Here is a 22,501-nt window from a genome sequence, read left to right on the forward strand (position 1 = left end):
CGCCGGCTGCCGGGCGCTCGCGCGCCGGGCGGCTGCGTTCCCGCCGCGAACGCCGCATTGCATCGGCCGCTCGATGTCGGTGACCTGGTTGGCGCCGATCCACCGGATGGCCTCGTCGACAAGCTGCGACGGGCGTTCCGCACGAATACCCGTGCCGCCGGCGGGGTGAACGCGCGACGCCGTGCGGCCGCGCGCGAGTGGCCCTACAATCGGCGGACGTCATAAGCAAATTACCCGGTGCGATAACGGCCGGCCATTGCCGGCGGGGCACGCCGGCCTTTTCCCAGCCCAGACCAGATCATGTTCACTAGACTGCGCGAAGACGTTGCGACGATTCGCGAGCGGGATCCCGCCGCTCGCAGTGCCTGGGAAGTGCTGACCTGTTACCCGGGGCTGCACGCGCTCGTGCTGCATCGCTTCGCGCATGCATGCTGGCGCGCGAAACGCTACTGGCTCGCACGCTTCGCGTCGCAGGCCGGGCGCTTCCTGACGGGTATCGAGATTCACCCGGGCGCGACGATCGGCCGGCGCGTGTTCATCGATCACGGGATGGGTGTCGTGATCGGCGAAACCGCGATCGTCGGTGACGACTGCACGATCTATCAGGGCGTGACGCTCGGCGGCACCTCGCTCACGCGCGGCGCGAAGCGCCACCCGACGCTCGAGGCCGGCGTGATCGTCGGCGCGGGCGCGAAGGTGCTCGGCGGTTTCACGGTCGGCGCGGGTGCGAAGATCGGTTCGAACGCGGTCGTCGTGAAGCCGGTGCCGGCAGGTGGCACCGCGGTCGGCAATCCGGCGCGCATCGTGATGCCGGCGCAATCGAAGCCGCAGCCCGAGCGCGCCGCATTCTGCGCGTACGGGATCACGCCGAACGCGGACGACCCGATGTCACTCGCGATTCACGGCCTGATCGACCACGCGGCGAAGGAAAGCCGGCGCGTGGACGAGATCGTCGCGGCGCTCGATCAACTCGGCGCGCATCTGGAAACGCTGCAGGGCGCGGACGCAGCGCGTCTCGATCTGCGCAGGCTGTCGGCGGTGCTGGAAGGCAAGGGGCTCGAGCGCCAGTCGTAACGCGGTGCACGCCGGCGGCCACCGGCAGCGCCTATCCCGTCAGTCGAGCGGCATCGCGTGGATGCCTTCGGCGTCGACGCGCAGATAGCCGCCGCGCGGCTTGCCGTGGTCGAGATCCCAGTCCGGCAGTACCCAGCGAATCCCGCCCGGTTCGGCGTGACTTGCGGGGCGATGCGTGTGGCCGTGAATGATTACGCTCGCGCGGCTCTTCCGGAACAGCGCGGCGATGCCTTCACGCGTGACGTCGTAGCGCGGCGAAGCGGGGCGCATCCGTCCCGCTTCGCTGTTCGAGCGCATCCGTTGCGCGAGCGCGCAACGCCAGCGGAACGGCCACGCGAGAAACAGTGCTTGCGCGATGCCATTGCGGGCAAACCGCCGAAATATCTGGTAGCCGCGATCGGCCGTGCATTGCGCGTCGCCGTGCGCGAGCACGATGCGCTGGCCGAACGACGTGATCAGCGCCGGGTCCGGCAGCAGCATCGCGCCGGCCGCCTTCATGAAGCGCCGGCCGAGCAGGAAATCGCGATTGCCGTGCATCACGTATAGAGCGATCCCGCGTTCCGAGAACGTATGCATTAGCGCGGCCATGCGCGCCGCGAACGGATCGTGGTCGAGCACGTCGTCGCCGATCCAGTATTCGAACAGGTCGCCGAGGATGAACACCGAGTCGGCGCTGTCGGCCGTGTATTTCACGAAATGCTCGAACGCGGCGACCGTCTTCGGAATCGCCTCGCTCAAGTGCAGATCGGAGAGAAACAGGAACGGGCGTGCGGCTTGCGCGTATTCGCGCTCGCCCGGCACGCCCGCGGAGACGCTTCGCGGCGGACTCTCCTGCAACATCGAAGTGCCTCCGTAACGGACTATGCGTCAGACCACCACGGCCTTTTCGATCACGACGTCGTCGGTCGGGACGTCCTGGTGGAAGCCCGCGTTGCCCGTCTTGACGCCCTTGATCTTGTCGACCACGTCCTGGCCTTCGACGACCTTGCCGAACACCGCGTAACCCCAGCCCTGCGGCGTCGGCGACGAGTGGTTCAGGAAGTCGTTGTCGTTCACGTTGATGAAGAACTGGGCGGTCGCCGAGTGCGGATCGTTCGTGCGCGCCATCGCGATCGTGTAGTTGTCGTTCTTCAGGCCGTTGTTCGCTTCGTTGTCGATCGGCGCGTCGGTCGGCTTCTGCTTCAGGCCCGGCTCGAAGCCGCCGCCTTGAATCATGAAGCCGTTGATCACGCGGTGGAACACCGTGCCGTCATAGTGACCCTTCTTCACGTAGTTGAGGAAGTTCTCGACCGTCTTCGGTGCCTTGGCGGCGTCCAGCTCGAGCTTGATCACGCCGTGGTTCGTGTGCAGTTCAACCATGATGAATTCCCTTCGGTAAGGCGGTTTAAATGGCACGCGGCCGGTCGTGCGACGCGGCCGCGTGTGGCGCCGGACGTGCCGGCAGGTGCTTATTTCGAGACGATGCTGGCCGACTCGATCAGGACCGGCTGGGCCGGCACGTCCTGCATCGGGCCGCGCGAGGTCGTCGCCACGCCTTCGATCTTCTTCACGACGTCGAGGCCCGACACGACCTTGCCGAACACCGCATAGCCGTTGCCGTCCGGGTTCGGGTAGTCGAGGCCGCTGTTGTCGACCGTGTTGATGAAGAACTGCGCGGTGGCCGAATTCGGATCGCTGGTACGCGCCATCGCGATCGTGCCCGTCAGGTTCTTCAGACCATTGCGGCTTTCCAGCGGGATCGGCGCGCGGGTCGGCTTCTCCTCGAAGTTGGTCTTGTAGCCGCCGCCCTGGATCATGAAGCCCTTGATCACGCGATGGAAGATCGTGCCGTTGTACTGGCCGGCCTTCACGTAATCGAGGAAGTTGGCGACCGTCTTCGGCGCCTTCTCCGGATAGAGCTCGACGCGGATGTCGCCCTGCGAGGTCTTCAGCTGCACGACGGGGTGCGCGGTGGCCGATTGCGCGAACGCGGGCGCGGTCGCGAGAAGGGCGGCGCCGCCAAGCGCCAGCAACAGACGTTTCATTGCGATCCTCAGATTGGGAGGGAAGGAAGGTTGCGCCGCTTACTGCGACGGCGCGACGTACGGCGCTGTCAGCGCACCGGACGGACCATTGAACTGGAACGTCGGCGACATCGGCAGCGTAGTGGTGCTCACGTTCGCGGCGGCGCGATCGGTGTACGCGCGCGTGGCGGGCGTGACGGCGCGCGCGTTCGCTGCCGCCTTCGGCGGCGACACGATCTTCTGCAGGTCGGCGAGGCGTTGCGCAGTCGCGCCGCTCGTGCGGCCGAGCGATTGCGCGCGCTTGTACGATTCGGCCGCGAGGCGCAGATAAAGGTCGCCGAGGTTCTCGTACGCGAGCGAGTAGCTCGGGTTCGATTGCGTCGCGGTGACGAGTGCGCTGCGCGCTTCGTCGTAGCGGCCGTGCTTCGCGTAGAGCGCGGCGAGGTTGTTGTACGGTTCGGGCAGTTCGGGGTAGGCCTGCGTGATCGCGACGAACTGCTGGATCGCGTCGTCGTCGCGGTTCAGGCGGGCGAGCACGGTGCCGCGCTTGAACTGCGCCTGCACGTCGTGCGGGTTCGACGCGATGCGCGCGTCGAGCTGCGCGAGCGCCTGTTTCCACTGCTTGCCGGCGATCGACGCGTCGATTTCGGGGGTGCCGTCGGCGACCGCAGGGGCCTTCTGCGCATGCGCCGCGGGAGCCGCGAAAAGCGTCAGCGCGACGCTCATGACGGTGGTCGCGACGAGGGTCGCAGCGCTCGGCGCGCGGCCGCGATGAGGTTTCATAGGCGTAAATCGGAATGTTATACTCCGAGCCATTCTAACAAAACGTCTGCGCGTTCCGGCGAGCGGCAGACAGTCTTTCTTAGCCTCTCGTGGCCGTCACCGCTGTGCTTGCAGCCTGACCGCCCCATGTGATATCGAGGACGCGCGGCCTGGTGCCGCGGCAGATGGTCCGTCCGTTTCGCATGCTGGGCGAGCTTCGCCAGGGCGGTTTCCTTCGGCTCACGGTTCATCTCTATGGAATCACTGCGCATCTACAACACGCTCGCGCGTGACAAGCAAGTTTTCGTGCCGCGCCAGCCCGGCGAAGTGCGGATGTACGTATGCGGAATCACCGTCTACGACTATTGTCACGTGGGCCACGCGCGCATGCTGGTCGTGTTCGACCTCGTCCAGCGCTGGCTGCGTGCGATCGGCTATCGGGTCACGTACGTGCGCAACGTCACCGACATCGAGGACAAGATCATCCGCCGCGCGGTCGAGAACGGCGAGACGATCAAGTCGCTGACCGACCGGTTCATCAACGCGATGCACGAGGATGAAGCTGCGCTCGGCATCCAGCGGCCCGACGTCGAGCCGCGCGCGACGCAGTTCATCCCGCAGATGCTCGGCATGATCGAGGCGCTCGAGGCGAACGGCTACGCGTACCAGGCGACCGACGGCGACGTCAATTACTCGGTGCGCAAGTTCGCTAACTACGGGAAGCTGTCGGGCAAGTCGCTCGACGACCTCCGCGCGGGCGAACGCGTCGCCGCGAACGACGCGAAGCAGGATCCGCTCGATTTCGTGCTGTGGAAGCGCGCGAAGGACGACGAGCCGGAGGGCGCGTCGTGGGCGTCGAAGTACGGGACGGGCCGCCCGGGCTGGCACATCGAGTGCTCGGCGATGGGTTGCTCGCTGCTCGGCAACCATTTCGACATCCACGGCGGCGGGCAGGATCTGCAATTCCCGCACCACGAGAACGAGATCGCGCAGAGCGAAGGCGCGACCGGCGAGACGTTTGTCAACTACTGGATGCACAACGGCTTCGTGCAGGTCGACAACGAGAAGATGTCGAAGTCGCTCGGCAACTTCTTCACGATCCGCGAAGTGCTCGAGCGCTACGACGCCGAGGTCATGCGCTTCTTCATCGTGCGCACGCACTACCGGTCGCCGCTCAACTACAGCGATGTGCATCTCGACGATGCGCGTGCGTCGCTCACGCGCCTGTATACGGCGCTGAAGGATGTCGAGCCGGACGCGCTCGCGCTCGACTGGAACGAGCCGCATGCGCAGCGTTTCGCGGCCGCGATGAACGACGACATCAACACGCCGGTCGCGGTGGCGACGCTGTTCGAGCTGGCGGGCGAAGTCAACCGCACGCGCGATGCCTCGCTCGCGCGGCAACTGAAACAGCTGGCGGGCCTGCTGGGCCTGCTTGGCCGCGAACCGCGCGCGTTCCTGCAGCAGGGCACTGGTGCCGCACAGGCAGGCGGGGTCGCAGCCGACGAAATCGAAGCGAAGATCGCCGCGCGTGTCGCGGCGAAGCAAGCGAAGGACTATGCCGAAGCGGACCGGATTCGGGCGGAACTGCTCGACGCCGGCATCGCACTTGAAGACAAACCGGGCGGATCGACCGAATGGCGTCGCGTATGAGCGCGGTGCGTTCCACTGACCGATCCGTCAGGTAGGAGGCAAGATGGCAACGGCCAGAAAAGCGCCGGTCAGGCGCGCGACTCCGCTCGCCGCGCGTCCGGCGGCCAAGCGCGCGCCAGCGGCGAAGGCGGACGCGACGCGCGCCGTGCCGAACGGCGCGCTCAACGGTCATGCGAGGCCAGCGCGCGGGAAGGGCGCGGATGCGGCGCAGCCGGAGGTCGCGATGGCGGCCGCCGACGGGGCCCGCAAGGTGCGTGCAGCCGATGCGGCAGTCGACGGCGCCGACGGTGCCGTGCGTCCCGCATACTGGGACAAGGCGTGCGCCGATCTCGTCAAGCGCGACCGCATCCTGAAGAAGCTGATCCCGAAGTTCGGCCCCGCACACCTCGTGAAGCGCGGCGACCCGTTCGTCACGCTCGCGCGTTCGGTCGTCGGCCAACAGATCTCGGTGCCGTCCGCACAGGCGCTGTGGGCGCGCATCGAGGATGCGTGTCCGAAACTCGCACCGCAGCCGGTCATCCGGCTCGGCGCGGACAAGCTGATCGCGTGCGGATTGTCGAAGCGCAAGACGGAATATATTCTCGATCTCGCGCAACACTTCGTGTCCGGTGCGCTGCACGTCGACAAATGGACGTCGATGGACGACGAGGACGTGATCGCCGAACTCACGCAGATCCGCGGCATCAGTCGCTGGACGGCCGAGATGTTCCTGATCTTCAACCTGTCGCGGCCGGACGTGCTGCCGCTCGACGATCCGGGCCTGATCCGCGCGATCAGCGTCAATTATTTCAGCGGGGAGCCCGTCACGCGCAGCGAGGCGCGTGAAGTGGCCGCCAACTGGGAGCCGTGGCGTACCGTCGCGACCTGGTACATGTGGCGCAGTCTCGACACGCCGGACGCCGGCGCCGATTGACGGCTATCGGGTTTTAAACATCAATAGTTGAGAACCGGTCTTGCACGTCGCCCGCGCGGGTAGAATACGCGCTGCTGCAAGACCCAAGGATTCGAACACATGAAGACCACGTTTCTGGATTTCGAACAGCCGATCGCCGAACTCGAGGCCAAGATCGAAGAGCTGCGATTCGTGCAGGACGACTCGGCTGTCGATATTTCGGAAGAAATCGAGCGGCTGTCGAAGAAGAGCCAGCAACTGACGAAGGACCTCTACGCGAATCTGTCCCCGTGGCAGGTCTCGCAGATCGCGCGGCATCCGCAGCGTCCGTACACGCTCGATTACGTTGCGGAACTGTTTACCGATTTTCACGAACTGCATGGCGACCGCGCATTCGCAGACGATATTTCGATCGTCGGCGGTCTCGCGCGCTTCGGCGGCCATCCGTGCATGGTGATCGGCCATCAGAAGGGCCGCGACACGAAGGAACGCGCCGCGCGCAACTTCGGGATGCCCCGTCCGGAAGGCTATCGCAAGGCCGAACGCCTGATGCGTCTTGCCGAGAAGTTCGGGCTGCCGATCTTCACGTTCGTCGACACGCCGGGCGCGTATCCGGGCATCGGCGCGGAAGAGCGCGGCCAGTCGGAGGCGATCGGTCGCAACCTGTACGTGATGGCCGAACTGAAGACGCCGATCATCACGACCGTGATCGGCGAGGGCGGTTCGGGCGGCGCGCTCGCGATCGCCGTGGCCGACACCGTGATGATGCTGCAGTTCTCGACCTACTCGGTGATCTCGCCGGAAGGCTGCGCATCGATCCTGTGGAAGAGCGCCGCGAAGGCACCCGAGGCTGCGGAAGCGCTGGGCCTGACCGCGCATCGCCTGAAGGCGCTCGGCCTGATCGACAAGATCATCAACGAGCCGCTCGGCGGCGCGCATCGCGATCCGAAGGGCATGGCCGCGCTGCTGCGCCGTGCGCTCGCCGATTCGCTGCGCCAGTTCCAGGGCATGAGCATCGATGCGCTGCGCGAGCGCCGCTTCGAGCGCCTGATGGCCTACGGCAAGTTCAAGGAAACCACGCCCGGCGCATGACCGGCGTGTTCGCATCGCGCGCCGTCCGGCGCGCGTCCGTCTCGTGATCCCCTCGACCGAATTCTCCGCCGACCGCGTCGTTCTCGACGCAGTCGGCGTTGCGCTTGCCGATCTGCCGGCCAATGCGCGCATCGCGATCGCGTACAGCGGCGGCCTCGACTCGACCGTGCTGCTCGACGCGGCCGTGCGCGTGGCGGGCGCATCGCGCTGCGTCGCGCTGCACGTGCATCACGGCCTGAGTGCGAACGCCGACGCATGGGTCGCGCATGCGCAGGAGACGGCCGAGCGACTCGGCGTCGCGTTCGAATCGGAGCGTGTCGACGTGCCGCGCGACAGCGGCCTCGGTGTCGAGGCGACCGCGCGTGAGCGCCGCTATGCGGCGCTCGACGCGATGTGCGAACGTCATGGCGTGGCCGCGCTCTGGGTCGCGCAGCATGCCGACGACCAGGCGGAGACCGTGCTGCTGCAGTTGCTGCGCGGCGCGGGGATTGCGGGCCTGGCCGCGATGGCACCGCGTTATCGCCCTGACGGTACGAGCGTCGAGCGCGTGCGACCGCTGCTGCGATTGTTGCGCGCGCAACTGGAGCGCTACGCGGCGCAGCGCGAGCTGACGTGGATCGACGACGAATCGAACGGCGATACGCGCTATGCGCGCAATGCGCTGCGCCTTGACGTGCTGCCGTCGCTCGCCGTGCATTTCCCGGGTTTTCGCGATGCGCTGGGCCGCGCGGCCCAGCATGCGGCCGCTGCGCAACGGCTGCTCGACGATCTCGCCGAACTGGATTTCGCCGGCGCCGCGCGCGACGAGGGCCACGCGCTGTCGCGCGATGCGCTGGTCGCGTTTGACGACACGCGCGGCGCGAACCTGCTGCGTTTCTGGATGCGCCGGCTCGGCTTGCCCGGCGCATCGGCAGGGCGGCTCGCGAACATGATGCGGCAACTGCGCGCCGCGCACGACTCGCATGCGTTGCGGATCGATCACGCGGGGCAGTGTTTGCGACTCTATCGCGACACCGTGTACTGGGAGGCGGGCGACAGCGCCGAGCCGGCCGACGACGGTGCCGGAACGCCGCACCCCGAATCCTCGCTTGCGTGGGACGGCCAGGAAGTCTGGCACGTACCGGCATGGCGCGGCACGTTCGTATTCGCGCCGGCCGAAGCCGGCAGCGACGGCGCGGTGCCTGAGGCGCTGCTGCGAAGCGCCGTGCTCACCGCGCGCGCCCGCGCGGGCGGCGAGCGGCTGCGTACGTCGCCCGGCGGCCCGGGCCGCACGCTGAAGAACCTGTTCCAGGAGCGCGGTGTGCCGGCCTGGCAGCGTGACGTGCCGCTGCTGTTCGCGGGCGACCGGCTCGTCTACGTGCCGCGGCTCGGCGTGAATCATGGCGACGGGCTGTCCGGCGACGGCGGGTGGCGCCGGATCGAGTGGCGTCCCGACCTGCTGATCGCGTAGCGCCGGCACGCTTCCGGCCGCGCGATCGAGCGCCGGTTTTCACCATTTGGTAAACAGCGCCGGAACGCTTGCCAAACCGGCGGGCGGCTTGTCAAGCGGGCCTCTATCGGGTACGCTCGGTCGTTTGCTCGGCTCGATTTTTGAGCGATTTGTGCAGGTTTTCCGCGTGACGTACCCGGTTTGCGCGGCCTGATCGGCCTTCCGGGCAAAATCCGTCACGCTTGCGTGTTGCGTCCCAGCCGTCCCCCTCGTCGTCCGTCCACAGCCACAAGCCGCGTGACCGAACGGCAACGCGGCCTGCCCAGCGCGCCCGTGCGGCTTCTCCTTCAGTTCAGAACGACAATGGCACTCATCGTACACAAATACGGCGGCACTTCGATGGGCTCGGTCGAGCGCATCAAGAACGTCGCGAAACGCGTCGCAAAATGGCATCAGGCCGGGCACCAGATGGTGGTCGTGCCGTCCGCGATGTCCGGCGAAACCAACCGTCTGCTCGGGCTCGCGAAAGAGATTTCGAGCCAGCCGAGCCCGCGTGAGCTCGACATGATCGCGTCGACCGGCGAGCAGGTCAGCGTCGGCCTGCTGTCGATCGCCCTGCAGGAAATCGGCGTCGAGGCCGTGAGCTACGCCGGCTGGCAAGTGCCGATCAAGACCGACAGCGCGTTCACGAAAGCGCGTATCCACTCGATCGACGACGAGCGCGTGAAGGCCGATCTGAACGCCGGCAAGGTCGTGATCATCACGGGCTTCCAGGGCGTCGATCCGGATGGCCATATCACGACGCTGGGCCGCGGCGGCTCGGACACGTCGGCGGTGGCGGTCGCGGCCGCGCTGGATGCCGAAGAGTGCCTGATCTATACGGACGTCGACGGCGTCTACACGACCGACCCGCGCGTGGTCGAAGAGGCGCGACGCCTTGATCGCGTGACGTTCGAGGAAATGCTGGAAATGGCCAGCCTCGGCTCGAAGGTCTTGCAGATCCGCTCGGTCGAATTCGCCGGCAAATACCAGGTGAAGACGCGCGTGCTGTCGAGCCTGACCGATCCGCTGATTGCGCTCGACGAAGAAATGCGCTCGGGTACCCTGATTACTTTTGAAGAAGACGAGACCATGGAAAAGGCAGTCATTTCCGGCATCGCGTTCCAGCGCGACGAAGCACGCATTGCGGTGATGGGCGTGCCCGACAAGCCGGGCATCGCGTATCAGATCCTCGGCCCGGTTGCCGACGCGAACGTCGACGTCGACATGATCATCCAGAACCAGAGCGTCGAAGGCAAGACGGACTTCACGTTCACGGTCGGCCGCGGCGACTACCAGAAGGCAATGGACATCCTCACCAACCAGGTGCAGGGCCATGTGAGCGCCGAGCGCGTGCAGGGCGACCCGAAGGTGTCGAAAGTGTCGGTCGTCGGCGTCGGCATGCGTTCGCACGTGGGCGTCGCGAGCAAGATGTTCCGCACGCTGTCGGAAGAGGGCATCAACATCCAGATGATCTCGACGTCCGAAATCAAGATTTCGGTGCTGATCGACGAGAAATACATGGAGCTGGCTGTTCGCGCGCTGCACAAGGCATTCGAACTTGATCAGGCCGCGTGAATTTTTTGTGATGCATTGAAGAAAATGCATCATAGAAATTGACCAACGGCTCCAAACCCTATATGATCTTTTTCTCGTCGCACTGCCTCCCTGGTGCGAGCGAAGGTTTGGGAGACGTGGCCGAGAGGTCGAAGGCACTCCCCTGCTAAGGGAGCATCTGGGCCAAAACCTGGATCGAGGGTTCGAATCCCTCCGTCTCCGCCAAAAGCGGTGACAAAGCCCCGCAAGTTTTCGGACTTGCGGGGCTTTTTCTTTTCCGCTCCGCTGACGGGCTCGCCGCCCGTCGCCACGCTGTCGTCCGGATAGCCAATCAAAGCTCGACTTGAGCGGCGCTCATGCGCTAAATAGGCGTATCGCCTCGCGCGGCTCAATCCGGAGTTCCGGCACGCATGCATTCCGTACTGACCATCCTTTCGCATCGACCCGTCGACGGGCTTGTCGACAATCACGGACGTTACGCGCGGGGCTGCGGCTACCGGCACGCGATCGTCGACGGCACGCACGTATACGGCGAGCGTCAGCAGGTGCTCCACAAGTACCACGCGATCATCGCGCAGCTCGTCGCGATGGAGCAGGGTGCGTTGCTGCTCGTGCTCGATCCGTTCTCGGTAGTGTTCGGCCAGCATGCGTTGCCGGATGTCGCGAACGGTTATGACGCGATCGTCACGACGCAGACGTCGAAGTCGCCGTTGCCCGCCGCAAGTGGCATGATCTTTCGCAACGTGCCCGACGTGCGCGAGCGCTTGCGCAAGCTGGTGGTCGAGCTCGGCAAGTGGGCGATGCGCCTGCCCGAGCGGCAGCATGCGTGCGAGGCAACGCTGCTTGCCGAGCACTTCCCGCCGCTGCCGTTTGATCAGCCGCTCGCGACCGGCTATTTCGCGTCGGCCCAGACAGTGTGGGGCGACGGGCTGGCGATCGACGGCGTCGTCGGTGCGCATCCGCTCGTGGCGCACCACGCGCCGGAATGGCAGCAGATCGATGGCGTATGGGCGCCGACGCCCGACTACGACTTTCGCTACGTGCTCGCGCTCGTCGACGATGCGGCGCGCGTTCAGCGGGGCGAGCAGCCGCGCGCGATGGACGACTGGCGCGCCGCGCAGCAACGAACGCGCGAGCCGGCCCGGCACCTGAACCCGCATGCAGACATCGCGCTCGTGAGTCTGCACACGTCGCACATCGCCGGTTACGGCGATCTCCACGAAGAGAACTTCGTTCGCTATTGCGCGCGACACGGCTATGCGTACCACGCGTATCGCGAACCGCCCGCGTTCCTGCCGGCCGGGGTCGATGCGAACTGGGCGAAGCTGCACCTGATTCGCGAACATCTGCCGGATCACGCGTTCGTGTTCTGGGTCGACGCCGACATCCTCGCGATCGACCAGCGGCAGACGGTCGACAGCGTGATCGACGGCCGCGATTTCGTGATCGGCACCGATCACACGGCCTGGGCGATCAACTCGTGCATGATCGGCGTGCGCAACGTCGCGCCGATGCGCGAACTGGTCGAGCGCATATGCGCGCGCATCGAGAATATCGGCGATCGGTCGTCGGTCTATGCGAGCGGCGGCGATCAGCAGGCGATCTATGTCGAACTGTTGGAGGCGGGCATGATCGACGCGCGCTACATCGTCGATGCGACGTCGCTCGCGTCGTCGCCGGTCTATGCGACGCGCGACAGCCGTTTCGTCCATTTCCCCGCGCAACACAACCACTATCGAGCGGTGACGATGCGCGTGTGGGACAGGCTGAGCCATCAGCGCTAACGGAATGCGCCGCGACTTCCGGTGTTCCGGATCGCGCCGATCGGCCGTCATTGAAGTGAAAATGAAAGTATCGATGTAAGGATTGAATCGGTCTCATTCATCCTTCCCCGCATTCACCGCCTGCACCCCGAAGAATCGGTCTTCAGACAAAAATGCGGCATCGCACCGATTCACACGATCGACGCTGCGTCGCATTACAAAAAATTACTCATAAAAATCAGCGGCGTATCTGGGCATCGTGAAACGAAGCTTTGCTGCGATGCAAAAAATAATCAATCGCCTTATGCTGGTTAACCCGATTGCGCTTGAGCGGCGTCAACCTTTGCGCTGATTCCGCTTTACATTTTGCCAACAATGGCGATCCACGAAATCTATCTGTCGATTTGATTTCGTTCCCTTCGTCGCGCCTGTTCCCAATGCAGTGCGCGACCTTCTCAAGGCCTGTTGACATGCTTGATTTCCCCTTTCTGAGCCTGGCGATCTGGGTTCCGATCCTGTTCGGCGCGTGCCTGCTGCGTGCCGGTTCCGACCGTCATCTGCAGCGCACGCGACTGATTGCGCTCGTCGGCGCGTTGGCGGGGCTGGCCGCCGTCGTGCCGCTTGTCGCCGGTTTCGATTCGCAGTCGGCCGCGATGCAGTTCGCCGAAACCCGCAACTGGCTGGCGGCCTTCAACGCCGGCTGGCGCGTCGGGATCGATGGCGCATCGCTGTGGCTCGTCGTGCTGACCGCCTTCACGACGCTCGTCGTCGTGATCGCGTCGTGGGAGTCGGTGACGGTGCGCGTCGCGCAGTACTACGCGTCGTTCCTGATCCTGTCGGGGCTGATGGTCGGCGTGTTCGTCGCGCAGGACGGGCTGCTGTTCTTCATCTTCTTCGAGGCGACGCTGATTCCGCTGTACCTGCTGATCGGTACGTGGGGCAGGGAGCACCGCGTCTACGCGGCCGTGAAGTTCTTCTTCATCTCGTTCGCGGGTTCGCTGTTGCTGTTGATGGCGATGCTGTACCTGTACGCGAAGTCGCATACGTTCGACATGAACGCATGGCGCACGCTGCAGCTCGGCTTCGCACCTCAGTTGCTGGTGTTCCTCGGTTTCTTCGCCGCGTTCGCGGTCAAGGTGCCGATGTGGCCGGTGCATACGTGGCTGCGCGACGTCTACACGGACGGCCCGACGGGCGCGGCGCTGATGCTCGCGATGCTCAAGCTCGGCGGCTACGGCTTCCTGCGCTTCGCGCTGCCGATCACGCCGGACGCGAGCCACTTCTTCGCGCCGGCCGTGATCGCGCTGTCGCTGTTCGCGATCGTCTACGCGAGCCTGATCGCGCTCGCGCAGACTGATCTCGGCAAGCTTCTCGCATATTCGACTGTCGCGCACATGGGGATCGTCACGCTCGGGCTGTTTCTGTTCAACCAGATCGGCGTCGAGGGTGCGATCGTGCAGCTCGTGTCGTACGGCTTCGTCGCGGGCGCGATGCTGCTGTGCGTGAGCGTGCTGGTCGATCGCACGAACCAGCGCGAGATCGCCGCGTATGGCGGCGTGGCGGGTGTCATGCCGCGCTTCGCGACGTTCGCGCTGCTGTTCGCGATGGCCAACGTCGGCCTGCCGGGCACGTCGGGCTTCGTCGGCGAGTTCATGGTCATCATGGGCGCGATTCGCGTCAACTTCTGGATCGGCGCGATCGCGGCGCTCACGCTGATCCTCAGCGCGTCGTACACGCTGTGGATGGTCAAGCGCGTCGTGTTCGGCAAGATCGCGAGCGCGCGCATTGCGAAGCTCGCCGACCTCAGCCGCCGCGAGATCGTGATGTTCGCGTCGCTCGCGCTGATCGTGCTGATGGTCGGCGTCGATCCGAAGCCGTTCACCGACGCGATCGATCCGACCGTTGCGCGGCTGATCGACGACGCCAGCCACTCGAAGCTGCCGGCCGGGGACGGTGGCGCGCCCGCGCAGGCGTACATGGCAGCGACGCACGGCTGATGGCCTGACGGCGCGGTCGTTGTGCGCACATCCATTTGGGCTGGCGCGGGCGGCGTCTGGCCGGCTCGCGTTCGCCTTCCGGCTGCGTGAAATTGCCCCGCGACAATCTGTCTCACGGCAGATTTTGCAATGATGATTTGTCGCATCCACCGGTTTTTCGTCGCACCCGCGCGACGTATGATTCGGCCACTTTCGTGGATCGAATGCGCATCGGGCATACGCAACGGATTCAATGACCCTCGGGCTGTGTGATGAAAAGAAAAGCTTCAAGAGGCTGGACGGCGCTGATATCGATCGGCGCGGCGCTGAGCCTGTCAGGCTGTAATTTAGATATACTAAATCCGAAAGGAAGCGTCGGCGCCTCGGAAAAGGCGCTGATCGCGACGTCGACATGGGCGATGCTGATCGTCGTCGTGCCGGTGATCCTGCTCACGTTGTGGTTCGCGTGGCGTTACCGCGCATCGAACCGCAACGCCGCCTACGCGCCGAACTGGTCGCACTCGACCGCGATCGAGGTCGTGATCTGGACGGTGCCGACGCTGATCATCCTGTTTCTCGGCGTGCTCACGTGGAAAACCACGCATGAACTCGATCCGTACAAGCCGCTCGAGTCGTCGGTGAAGCCGATCGACGTCGAGGTCGTCGCGCTCGACTGGAAGTGGCTGTTCATCTATCCGGAACTCGGCATCGCGTCGGTGAACCAGCTCGCGATTCCGGTCGGCACTCCGGTGAACTTCCGCATCACGTCGGATTCGGTGATGAACTCGTTCTTCATTCCGCAGCTCGGTGGCCAGGTGTACGCGATGGCCGGCATGCAGACGCGTCTGCATCTGATCGCCGACGAAGCCGGCGACTACGCGGGCACGTCCGCCAACTTCAGCGGTCGCGGTTTCTCCGACATGAAGTTCCGCACGCTCGCCGAGCCGCGCGAGCAGTTCGACGCCTGGGTGCAGAAGGTGAAGGCTTCGCCCGACCGGCTCGACGCGACCGTTTACGGCACCGTCGCGCAGCCAAGCGAGAAGGCGCCCGTGCGCTACTTCTCGTCGGTCGATCCGCGGCTCTTCCACAACATCATCGCGAAATACAACGATGGCCACGTCCTCGACCTGAAGGACGCCGCCTGCGGCACGAAGGGGTAACGCATGTTCGGCAAACTCACACTATCGGCGATCCCGTTCGATCAGCCCATCATCATGGTGGCCGGCGCCTTCATGGGGCTGGCCGTGCTGGGCATTCTCGCCGCGCTGACGATCACCGGCCGCTGGAAGTGGCTGTGGACGGAGTGGCTGACGACCGTCGACCACAAGAAACTCGGCGTGATGTACATCATCGTCGCGCTGATCATGCTGCTGCGCGGCTTCGCCGACGCGATCATGATGCGCATGCAGCTCGCGCTCGCTTACAACGCGCCCGGCTACCTGCCGCCGCACCACTATGACCAGATCTTCACGGCACACGGCGTGATCATGATCTTCTTCATGGCGATGGTGTTCATGGTCGGCCTGATGAACCTGATCGTGCCGCTGCAGATCGGCGCGCGCGACGTCGCGTTTCCGTTCATCAACTCGCTGTCCTTCTGGATGACCGCGGTCAGCGCGATCCTGATCAACGTGTCGCTCGTGATCGGCGAGTTCGCGCAGACGGGCTGGCTCGCGTATCCGCCGCTGTCGGAGCTGCAGTTCAGTCCGGGGGTAGGGGTCGACTACTACCTGTGGGCGCTGCAGATCTCGGGTGTCGGCACGCTGCTGACCGGCGTGAACTTCTTCGTGACGATCATCAAGATGCGCGCGCCCGGCATGACGCTGATGAAGATGCCGGTGTTCACGTGGACGGTCCTCTGCACGAACGTGCTGATCATGGCGTCGTTCCCGATCCTGACCGCGACGCTCGCGTTGCTCGGTCTCGACCGTTACCTCGGCATGCACTTCTTCACGAACGAAGCCGGCGGCAACGCGATGCTGTACCTGAACCTGATCTGGGCGTGGGGCCATCCGGAGGTGTACATCCTGATCCTGCCGGCTTTCGGCATCTTCTCGGAAGTCATCGCGACGTTCTCGAAGAAGCCGCTGTTCGGCTACAAGACGATGGTGTACGCGACCTGCGCGATCATGGTGCTGTCGTTCCTCGTGTGGCTGCATCACTTCTTCACGATGGGCTCGGGTGCGAACGTGAATGCGTTCTTCGGCATCATGACGATGATCATCGCGATCCCGACCGGCGTGAAGGTGTTCAACTGGCTGTTTACGATGTACCGCGGCCGGATCGAATTCACGACGCCCGTGCTGTGGACGATCGGCTTCATGGTCACGTTCACGCTCGGCGGCATGACCGGCGTGATGATGGCGATTCCGGGCGCGGACTTCGTGCTGCACAACAGCCTGTTCCTGATTGCGCACTTCCACAACGTGATCATCGGCGGCGTGCTGTTCGGGTACCTCGCTGGCTTCAACTACTGGTTCCCGAAGGCGTTCGGCTTCAAGCTGAACGAGAAGCTCGGCAAGGCCGCGTTCTGGTTCTGGCAGGTCGGCTTCTACGTCGCGTTCGTGCCGCTCTACGTGCTCGGCTTCATGGGCATGACGCGCCGTCTGAACCACTACGACAACCCGGCGTGGCATCCGTGGCTGCTGGTCGCCGCGTTCGGCGCCGTGCTGATCGCGATCGGCATCGCATGCCAGCTGCTGCAACTGGTCGTCAGCATCCGCAACCGCAACCTGCCGGCTTACCGCGACACCACGGGCGATCCGTGGGGCGGCCGCACGCTGGAATGGGCGACCTCGTCGCCGCCAGCCGAATACAACTTCGCGGTGATCCCGCAAGTGCGCACGCTCGACGCGTATGCCGACATGAAGGCACGCGGCGACGGCCGGCCGAACCCGGCGACGATCCGCGACATCCACATGCCGTCGAATACGTGTGCGGGCCTCGTGGTCGCGATTTTCAGCCTGGTGCTGGGCTTCGCGCTCGTGTGGCACATCTGGTGGATGGCCATCGGCGGCCTGGTCGGCATCGTCGCGACGCTGGTGATCTACAGCTCGCGTGACAACGATGGCTACTACATCCCGGCATCGAAGGTGCGCAGGATCGAAGAGAAGCAACCTGCGGCACGCGTGGCCACGCATGTCGACGACGTGGAACTGGAGGCCAACTGATGTTGCAGAAAACCTTGAGCGCAACCCTGCTCGAGCACGACGACCATCCGCCGTCGCACTCGGTGTTCGGCTTCTGGCTGTACCTGATGACCGACTGCGTGATCTTCGCGGCGCTGTTCGCGACGTTCGCGGTGCTCGGCAACCAGTATGCGGGCGGTCCGACCGCGAAGGACCTGTTTGACATTCCGGGCGTCGCGGTCGAAACCGCCGCGCTGCTGCTGTCGAGCATCACCTACGGTTTCGCGATGCTGGCCGCGTACAAGCAGCGGCGCGGCGCGCTGCTCGCGTGGCTCGCGGTAACGTTCGTGCTCGGCGCGGCGTTCCTCGCGATGGAACTACGTGAGTTCTCGCACCTGATCGCGGACGGCGCGGGCCCGCAGCGCAGCGCGTTCCTGTCGGCGTTCTTCACGCTGGTCGGCACGCACGGGCTGCACGTGACGGCCGGCCTGCTGTGGATGATCGTGCTCGCCGGGCAGATCGTATTGCGCGGCGGCGACCTGACCGATCGCGACCTGCGGCGCCTGACGTGCCTGAGCCTCTTCTGGCACTTCCTCGACATCGTGTGGATCTGCGTGTTTTCCTTTGTCTATCTCGCGAGCGTGATCTAAATGGCTCATTCGCATTCGTCTCAACTCGAAGAAGGGCACGGCAGTGTCGGCGGCTATGTCGCCGGCTTCATCCTGTCGGTTCTGCTCACCGCCGCGTCGTTCGGCCTCGTGATGGGCGGCGTGCTGTCGCCGCACGCGTCGCTGATCGCGCTGGCCGCGCTCGCGTTCGTGCAGATCGTCGTGCACCTCGTGTACTTCCTGCACATGAACGGTTCGTCCGGCCAGCGCTGGAACGTGATGGCGTTCAGCTACACCGTGCTGACGGCGGCGATCCTGATCGTCGGCACGCTGTGGGTGATGCACAACGTCAGCATGAACATGATGTCACGCTGAACGGCATCGCGGCGCAGCGGACGATCTCCATGCGCTTCATGCAAAAAAGGCGGCACGCGAGTGCCGCCTTTTTCTCATTTCGGCCGTGCAATGCACACCGGTCGTCAGTGCGTGCTCGTGCCCGCGTCAGCCGTCAGCGCAGGCGAGCAGTCCGTGCGGTACTCCGCGGCGAGCCGATGCTTCGCGCCGTCGAGGACCGCGCCGCGGACGCCCTTGGCCTGTTCGAGGTGCCAGTTTACGTTCTCGATAGTGACGGTCGCATCGTCGACGAGAATGCCGACCGCGAGCGCGGGTCCGCCGAGCGTCAAAGCTGCGCCGCTTGACGCCGGGCGCGGGCCAGGATGAAAGATGTTCTAGGAAGGGCGGAACGGGCCCTCGGCCGGCACCGCAAGGCGGGCCGGGCAGGCGGGCGCGACGGCCGGGCGCCAATTGTTACAAGACGTTAGCGGGCGCTTCCCGTTGCGACGCTGCGCATCAGTTCTTACAAACTTGAAATATGCCGGGACGGCGCTTGTCGCTATAGTCGAATCACACATGAAACAACTCGAAGAGGAATCCATGAAGACTTTGCGTATTGCCTCGCTCTTGACCGGTATGACGGCCTTGCTCGTGTCGGGCGCAGCAATGGCGGGAGTCAATGTCGGGATCAACGTCGGCGTGCCGGCTCCAGTCTACGTCGCGCCCGCGCCCGTGTATGCGCCGCCGCCTCCGCCGGTCGTCTACCAGCCGGCGCCCGTGTATGCACCGGCGCCCGTCTACGCGCCGGCACCGGCGATCGTGATCGGCTGGCACGGCGATCGTTACTGGGACGGCCGCCGCTACTGGGGCCGCGACGAGTGGTATCGCCATCATGGCCGCGGCTGGGGCGGCGATCGCGGTCACGGTCATTGGGATAACGGCCGCCACAACGGCTGGCGTTGATCGACATGCGCGCATGAGATGAAGACCGCCCGCGTGGCGGTTTTCTTTTGCCTGCGCGGGCCGCGCGCGGCGGTCGCGATGCGTTGGCGCCACGCGCGAAAAGGCGCACGCTGGCTCGACGTCGAATTGAATGGGTAGAATCGACCCACGTTCCATCCCTCAATCGACCGACAGGGCCTCTATGACGAAGGGTTCGCCCCGGGCCGCCGCCACGCGCACCCGCTTCGGCGCCGCGCGTGCAGTACGTGCCGCCGGCCGCACGGCGGCAGCATGGATAATACAGGCGGTACTCGCCGCGACGGCCGCGCACGCGGCCCATGCGATCGCGCAGTACGGCGAGCCGAAATATCCGCCGGGCTTCAAGCATTTCGACTACGTGAACCCGGACGCGCCCAAGGGCGGCACGCTCGTGCTCGCGAACCCGAACCGGCTGACGTCGTTCGACAAGTTCAATCCGTTCACGATGCGCGGCAACCCTGCGCCGGGCATCGACATGTTGTTCGAGAGCCTGGCGACCGGCAGCATGGACGAACCGTCATCCGCCTACGGGCTGCTCGCCGACGACATCGCGATCGCGCCGGACCGCCGCTCGGTCACGTTCCACCTGAATCCGCGCGCGCGCTTCTCGAACGGCGATCCGGTCACGGCCGAGGACGTCCGGTTCTCGTTCGACACGCTCAAGAGCAAGCTGGCCGCACCGCAGTTCGGCGCATATTTCGCTGAAATCGCGAAGGCCGTGGTGGTCGACCCCGCGACCGTGCGCTTCGAATTCCGCAGCGCGAACCGCGAGCTGCCGCTGATCGCCGGCGGCGTGCCGGTGTTCTCGCGCAAGTGGGGGCTGCGCGCGGACGGTTCGCGGATTCCGTTCGACCAGCTCGCGTTCGAACAGCCGATCGGCAGCGGCCCGTACCTGATCGAGCGCTACGACAACGGCCGCACCATTACGTACCGGCGCAATCCCGCGTACTGGGGCGCCGATCTGCCGGTGCGGATCGGCACCGACAACTTCGAGCGGATCGTCTACAAGCTGTACGGCGACGGCGTCGCGCGGCTCGAGGCGTTCAAGGCCGGCGAGTACGACGTGCTGGTCGAATACATCGCGCGCAACTGGACGCGACGCGACGTCGGCAAGCGCTTCGACAGCGGCGAGCTCGTCAAGCGTGAATTCCGCCAGCACAACGGCGCGGGCATGCAGGGCTTCTTCATGAACCTGCGCCGCCCGCAGTTTCGCGACGTGCGCGTGCGCCAGGCGCTCGATCTCGCGTTCGACTTCGAATGGCTGAACCGCCAGCTGTTCTATAGCGCGTACACGCGCCTCGACAGCTATTTCGCCGATACCGACCTGCAGGCGACCGGTACGCCGGGCCCGGGCGAGCTGAAACTGCTGGAGCCGTTGCGCGCGCAGCTCGACCCGGCCGTGTTCGGGCCGATGGTCACGCAACCGAACACAAACCCGCCGGGCTCGCTGCGCGCGAATCTGCTGAAGGCGCGCGCGCTGCTCGCGCAGGCCGGCTGGACCTACCGCGACGGCGCGTTGCGCAACGCGCAGGGCGAGCCGTTCACGTTCGAGATTCTCGACGATTCGGGCGCGGCGATGGAAGGCGTCGTGACCGCCTACCAGCGCAATCTCGCGAAGCTCGGCATCGACGCGCGCTTTCGCACGGCCGATTACGCGCTGCTGCAGAAGCGGCTCGACGCGTTCGACTACGACATGACGACGGTCCGCCTGCCGGGCGTACAGGTGCCGGGCGCGGAGCAGTTCTCGCGCTACGCCAGCAAGTTCGCCGACGAGCCGGGCTCCGACAATATCATCGGCCTGAAGTCGCCGGCCGTCGACACGCTGCTGCATGCGCTCGGCGCCGCGCAGACGCGCGACGACCTGCTCGACGCGACGCATGCGCTCGATCGCGTGCTGATGCATGGCTATTACGCGGTCCCGCAGTGGTACAGCACCACGCACCGGATCGCCTACAAGCGCACGCTCGGCTATCCGCAGACGCTGCCGCTGTACTATTCGGCCGAGGGCTGGGTCGTGTCGACCTGGTGGGCCAAGCCCGATCACTGAGAAGCCTGCCGGCCCTTCGTTCAACCCAGCCTATCGATCGCGAGTCGACGCCCTATGTGGAGCTACATCCTCAAACGCCTGCTGCTGATGATCCCGACGCTCGTCGGCGTGCTCACGCTCACGTTCGCGGTGATCCAGTTCGTGCCGGGCGGCCCGGTCGAACAGGCCGTGCAGGAACTGCGCAAGGGCGCGACGGAACAGGGCGCGGCGCCGTTCGGGATGCGTGCGCATACCGGCGTCGACGCGCAGCAGCTCGCGCAGCTCAAGGCGCTGTACGGCTTCGACAAGCCGCCGCTCGAGCGTTACTGGCTGATGCTGAAACGCTTCGCGCGCTTCGATCTCGGCGATAGCTACTTCCGCCACCAGAGCGTGTGGTCGCTGATCGTGCAGAAGCTGCCGGTGTCGATCAGCATCGGGTTGTGGACGTTCTTCGTCACCTATCTGATCTCCGTGCCGCTCGGCATCGCGAAGGCCGTGCGCAACGGTTCGCCGTTCGATGTCGCGACGAGCCTCATCGTGCTGGTCGGCTATGCGATTCCGGGCTTCGTGCTCGGCGTGCTGCTGCTCGTGCTGTTCGGTGGCGGGTCGTTCTGGCAGTTGTTCCCGCTGCGCGGGCTGACATCGGACAACTTTTCCCAGCTGTCGCTCGCCGGCAAGGTGCTCGACTATCTGTGGCACATCGCGCTGCCGATCACCGCATCGGTCGTCGGCAGTTTCGCGGTCATCACGATGCTCACGAAGAACGCGTTCCTCGACGAAATCCGCAAGCAGTACGTGCTGACCGCGCGCGCGAAAGGGCTCGCCGAGCGCACCGTGCTGTGGAAGCACGTGTTCCGCAACGCGATGCTGCCGCTGATCGTCGGGTTTCCAGCCGCGTTCATCGGCGCATTCTTCACGGGCAGCCTGCTGATCGAGACGCTGTTCTCGCTCGACGGCCTCGGGCTGCTGTCGTACGAGTCGGTCGTGCGGCGCGACTATCCGGTCGTGCTCGGCACGCTGTACCTGTTCACGCTGATCGGGCTCGCGACCAAGCTGATCTCCGACCTCTGCTACGTGTGGGTCGACCCGCGCATTCAATTCGACAATCTGGAGCGCTGACATGAAACCGTCCGCCAGCACGCCGTTCGTCGGCGCGCCTATCCGCCTGCCCGCGCTCGCCGGGCG

At 65.3% G+C, this 22,501-nt stretch carries 21 protein-coding genes, 1 tRNA gene and 2 pseudogenes; 16 read left to right on the top strand and 8 right to left on the bottom strand.

Annotated elements, in window-relative coordinates; genetic code table 11:
• The first annotated feature begins 300 nt into the window (after window positions 1-300).
• Window positions 301-1,074: a serine O-acetyltransferase gene (gene cysE, locus DIE11_RS06585; RefSeq protein ID WP_124622370.1), complete on the top strand. Its 774-nt coding sequence runs from the start codon at window positions 301-303 to the stop codon at window positions 1,072-1,074.
• Between the two features lie 39 nt (window positions 1,075-1,113).
• On the opposite strand, the gene DIE11_RS06590 is transcribed toward cysE, so the two are convergent.
• The 4 genes from DIE11_RS06590 to DIE11_RS06605 form a co-directional block, all read right to left on the bottom strand.
• Entirely contained in the window at window positions 1,114-1,914 is an 801-nt protein-coding gene (locus DIE11_RS06590) for a UDP-2,3-diacylglucosamine diphosphatase (protein WP_059607914.1), read from the bottom strand.
• 27 nt (window positions 1,915-1,941) lie between these two features.
• Window positions 1,942-2,433: a peptidylprolyl isomerase gene (locus DIE11_RS06595; RefSeq protein ID WP_006483987.1), complete on the bottom strand. Its 492-nt coding sequence runs from the start codon at window positions 2,431-2,433 to the stop codon at window positions 1,942-1,944.
• Between the two features lie 89 nt (window positions 2,434-2,522).
• Window positions 2,523-3,098: a peptidylprolyl isomerase gene (locus DIE11_RS06600; RefSeq protein WP_012364186.1), complete on the bottom strand. Its 576-nt coding sequence runs from the start codon at window positions 3,096-3,098 to the stop codon at window positions 2,523-2,525.
• Window positions 3,099-3,137: 39 nt separating this feature from the next.
• Window positions 3,138-3,860 (bottom strand): tetratricopeptide repeat protein, encoded by a 723-nt coding sequence (locus tag DIE11_RS06605; protein WP_170296462.1) that lies wholly within the window; start codon window positions 3,858-3,860, stop codon window positions 3,138-3,140.
• Window positions 3,861-4,094: 234 nt separating this feature from the next.
• Between DIE11_RS06605 and cysS the strand changes: the two genes are divergently transcribed.
• The 4 genes from cysS (at window position 4,095) to tilS (ending at window position 8,926) form a co-directional block, all read left to right on the top strand.
• Window positions 4,095-5,492: a cysteine--tRNA ligase gene (gene cysS, locus DIE11_RS06615; RefSeq protein WP_124622372.1), complete on the top strand. Its 1,398-nt coding sequence runs from the start codon at window positions 4,095-4,097 to the stop codon at window positions 5,490-5,492.
• A 43-nt stretch (window positions 5,493-5,535) separates the two neighbouring features.
• Window positions 5,536-6,405: a DNA-3-methyladenine glycosylase gene (locus DIE11_RS06620; protein WP_124622374.1), complete on the top strand. Its 870-nt coding sequence runs from the start codon at window positions 5,536-5,538 to the stop codon at window positions 6,403-6,405.
• A gap of 99 nt (window positions 6,406-6,504) precedes the next feature.
• Window positions 6,505-7,476 (top strand): acetyl-CoA carboxylase carboxyltransferase subunit alpha, encoded by a 972-nt coding sequence (locus DIE11_RS06625; RefSeq protein WP_059607910.1) that lies wholly within the window; start codon window positions 6,505-6,507, stop codon window positions 7,474-7,476.
• A 43-nt stretch (window positions 7,477-7,519) separates the two neighbouring features.
• Window positions 7,520-8,926, top strand: coding sequence for a tRNA lysidine(34) synthetase TilS (gene tilS, locus DIE11_RS06630; RefSeq protein ID WP_124622375.1), 1,407 nt, complete (start codon window positions 7,520-7,522; stop codon window positions 8,924-8,926).
• Between the two features lie 122 nt (window positions 8,927-9,048).
• Here the strand turns inward: tilS and DIE11_RS37515 are convergent.
• Window positions 9,049-9,286, bottom strand: a pseudogene (locus DIE11_RS37515) (hypothetical protein); the annotation flags it as partial.
• Between DIE11_RS37515 and DIE11_RS06635 the strand changes: the two are divergent.
• From DIE11_RS06635 to DIE11_RS06645, 3 genes are all read left to right on the top strand, one after another.
• The gene (locus tag DIE11_RS06635; RefSeq protein WP_040144529.1) at window positions 9,269-10,522 is read left to right on the top strand and encodes an aspartate kinase; all 1,254 of its coding nucleotides are present in this window, start codon (window positions 9,269-9,271) and stop codon (window positions 10,520-10,522) included. The pseudogene DIE11_RS37515 and the gene DIE11_RS06635 overlap by 18 nt on opposite strands.
• A 110-nt stretch (window positions 10,523-10,632) precedes the next feature.
• Window positions 10,633-10,726 (top strand) — tRNA-Ser (locus DIE11_RS06640).
• Window positions 10,727-10,911: 185 nt separating this feature from the next.
• Complete coding sequence (locus DIE11_RS06645) at window positions 10,912-12,285, top strand: hypothetical protein (RefSeq protein ID WP_124622377.1); 1,374 nt, start codon at window positions 10,912-10,914, stop codon at window positions 12,283-12,285.
• A 217-nt stretch (window positions 12,286-12,502) separates the two neighbouring features.
• Here the strand turns inward: DIE11_RS06645 and DIE11_RS06650 are convergent, their stop codons facing one another.
• Window positions 12,503-12,736 carry a hypothetical protein gene (locus DIE11_RS06650; RefSeq protein WP_124622379.1) on the bottom strand — a complete coding sequence of 78 codons (234 nt, stop codon included), beginning with the start codon at window positions 12,734-12,736 and terminating at the stop codon, window positions 12,503-12,505.
• On the opposite strand from DIE11_RS06650, the gene DIE11_RS06655 reads away from it, so the two are divergent.
• Window positions 12,735-14,261, top strand: coding sequence for an NADH-quinone oxidoreductase subunit M (locus DIE11_RS06655; RefSeq protein ID WP_124622381.1), 1,527 nt, complete (start codon window positions 12,735-12,737; stop codon window positions 14,259-14,261). The genes DIE11_RS06650 and DIE11_RS06655 overlap by 2 nt on opposite strands.
• Window positions 14,262-14,490: 229 nt before the next feature.
• Here the strand turns inward: DIE11_RS06655 and DIE11_RS36825 are convergent, their stop codons facing one another.
• On the bottom strand, window positions 14,491-14,694 hold the full coding sequence (locus tag DIE11_RS36825; protein ID WP_260437097.1) for a hypothetical protein: 204 nt from the start codon (window positions 14,692-14,694) through the stop codon (window positions 14,491-14,493).
• Here DIE11_RS36825 and cyoA point away from each other — a divergent pair.
• The 4 genes from cyoA to cyoD are packed head-to-tail and all read left to right on the top strand — an operon-like array spanning window position 14,594 to window position 18,351.
• Window positions 14,594-15,400 (top strand): ubiquinol oxidase subunit II, encoded by an 807-nt coding sequence (gene cyoA, locus DIE11_RS06660; protein WP_260437095.1) that lies wholly within the window; start codon window positions 14,594-14,596, stop codon window positions 15,398-15,400. The two genes, DIE11_RS36825 and cyoA, sit on opposite strands and share 101 nt — an antisense overlap.
• Before the next feature lie 3 nt (window positions 15,401-15,403).
• The gene (cyoB, locus tag DIE11_RS06665; RefSeq protein ID WP_124622385.1) at window positions 15,404-17,410 is read left to right on the top strand and encodes a cytochrome o ubiquinol oxidase subunit I; all 2,007 of its coding nucleotides are present in this window, start codon (window positions 15,404-15,406) and stop codon (window positions 17,408-17,410) included.
• Window positions 17,410-18,018: a cytochrome o ubiquinol oxidase subunit III gene (cyoC, locus tag DIE11_RS06670; RefSeq protein ID WP_059599484.1), complete on the top strand. Its 609-nt coding sequence runs from the start codon at window positions 17,410-17,412 to the stop codon at window positions 18,016-18,018. Before cyoB ends, cyoC begins: the two co-directional genes overlap by 1 nt.
• Window positions 18,019-18,351, top strand: coding sequence for a cytochrome o ubiquinol oxidase subunit IV (gene cyoD / locus DIE11_RS06675; RefSeq protein ID WP_006759069.1), 333 nt, complete (start codon window positions 18,019-18,021; stop codon window positions 18,349-18,351). It begins immediately after the preceding gene.
• Window positions 18,352-18,530: 179 nt separating this feature from the next.
• Here the strand turns inward: cyoD and DIE11_RS37520 are convergent.
• Window positions 18,531-18,659 (bottom strand): annotated as a pseudogene (locus DIE11_RS37520) (efflux RND transporter permease subunit); the annotation flags it as partial.
• 250 nt (window positions 18,660-18,909) lie between these two features.
• Between DIE11_RS37520 and DIE11_RS06685 the strand changes: the two are divergent.
• The 3 genes from DIE11_RS06685 (at window position 18,910) to DIE11_RS06695 (ending at window position 22,435) form a co-directional block, all read left to right on the top strand.
• The gene (locus tag DIE11_RS06685) at window positions 18,910-19,272 is read left to right on the top strand and encodes a hypothetical protein (RefSeq protein WP_059599493.1); all 363 of its coding nucleotides are present in this window, start codon (window positions 18,910-18,912) and stop codon (window positions 19,270-19,272) included.
• A gap of 181 nt (window positions 19,273-19,453) precedes the next feature.
• Window positions 19,454-21,337: an extracellular solute-binding protein gene (locus tag DIE11_RS06690; protein WP_124622390.1), complete on the top strand. Its 1,884-nt coding sequence runs from the start codon at window positions 19,454-19,456 to the stop codon at window positions 21,335-21,337.
• Window positions 21,338-21,391: 54 nt separating this feature from the next.
• Window positions 21,392-22,435 carry a microcin C ABC transporter permease YejB gene (locus DIE11_RS06695; RefSeq protein ID WP_124622392.1) on the top strand — a complete coding sequence of 348 codons (1,044 nt, stop codon included), beginning with the start codon at window positions 21,392-21,394 and terminating at the stop codon, window positions 22,433-22,435.
• Window positions 22,436-22,501: the final 66 nt, after the last annotated feature.

This window comes from Burkholderia sp. Bp9012 (genome assembly GCF_003853825.1).
GTDB classification, from domain to species: Bacteria; Pseudomonadota; Gammaproteobacteria; order Burkholderiales; family Burkholderiaceae; genus Burkholderia; species Burkholderia diffusa.